Origin of the sequence: Hoeflea sp. CAU 1731 (assembly GCF_039888615.1) — a bacterium.
Taxonomy (GTDB): Bacteria; Pseudomonadota; Alphaproteobacteria; order Rhizobiales; family Rhizobiaceae; genus Flavimaribacter.
Map to the genome: position 1 here is coordinate 1 of NZ_JBDQQS010000052.1, position 1354 is coordinate 1354.

At 56.4% G+C, this 1354-nt stretch carries 1 protein-coding gene; it reads left to right on the top strand.

The annotated features are described in order from the left end of the window. The first annotated feature begins 104 nt into the window (after positions 1-104). Positions 105-1301 carry an IS256 family transposase gene (locus AAFN47_RS28075; protein ID WP_499812481.1) on the top strand — a complete coding sequence of 399 codons (1197 nt, stop codon included), beginning with the start codon at positions 105-107 and terminating at the stop codon, positions 1299-1301. Positions 1302-1354 lie beyond the last annotated feature (53 nt).

A 1354-nucleotide genomic window follows, 5' to 3' on the forward strand; every position in this document is an offset into this window, starting at 1 on the left:
GATAACGTACAGAATCTTTCGCAAATTTGAGAATGAGGCTGGTGGCCTCTGAACTGTCTTAAGCTGGTTTTGCGAAGAATCAGCCACCGACAGGAGAAGCCACCATGGCACAGGATAACACGACGACCTTGGGCAATGTCATTCACATTGATGACGAGCGCATTCAGGACCATCTTGGCAGGATAGTGCGTGGTTCTGTCGAGGAGACATTGAACGCACTGCTTGACGCAGAAGCGGATCGGCTGGTTGGCGCCGATCGCTATGAACGCAGCCAAAGCCGGCAGGATTATCGATCCGGTCACTACGAGCGCAAGCTGGATACCACGGCAGGGCGGGTGAAGCTGAAGGTCCCCAAGCTGCGCAACGTTCCATTCGAAACGGCCATCATAGAGCGTTACCGACGCCGGGAGAGTTCGGTCGAGGAAGCATTGATGGAGATGTATCTGGCCGGCGTTTCTGTGCGGCGCGTGGAAGATATTACCGAAGCATTGTGGGGTACGCGGGTATCACCGGGAACGGTGTCCAATCTGAACAAGAAGATCTACGCCCAGATCGAAGCGTGGCGAAACGAACCGATCGAGGGCCGGCATCCTTACGTCTATCTCGACGGGATCGTGATGAAGCGAAGTTGGGCCGGCGAGGTGCGCAATGTCTCGCTGCTAGTGGCGATTGGCGTCAACGGCGATGGCTATCGCGACATTCTGGGCATTTGTGAAGGCCACAAGGAAGACAAGGCCGGCTGGACGGGGTTCCTGAAGCATTTGAAGCAGCGTGGCCTGAAGAACATCCAGCTCATCATCTCTGACGCCTGCATGGGCCTGGTTGAGGCTGCGGGCGAACTTTATCCGGACGCCCGCTGGCAGCGCTGCACTGTGCATTGGTACCGCAATGCCTTCTCGCATGTGCCGAACACAAAAATACGAGAGGTCGCGCTCATGCTGAAAGCCATCCATGCCCAGGAGAACCGCGAGGCAGCCATGAAGAAAGCACGGGACGTTCAAGACAGCCTGCGCGCCATGAAGCTCGGCAAGGTCGCCGACTGGGTCGCGGAAACGGTCGAGGAGACGCTGAGCTACTATGCATTTCCAAACGAGCACTGGCGGCGCATTCGCACCAACAATCCACTCGAACGTATCATGCGTGAGATCCGGAGACGAACGCGCGTTGTCGGAGCCTTTCCGGATGGCCAATCCTGCCTCAATCTGGCGGCCGCCCGGCTCAGACACATCGCCGGGACCAAATGGTCGACCAGACGCTATCTGGACACGACACTATTGGAAAAACAAAGATTGACCGCTTGAGAGGTTCAGATCACCAGCCAAATCCAAAAGTGCGAAAGATATTTGACACTACC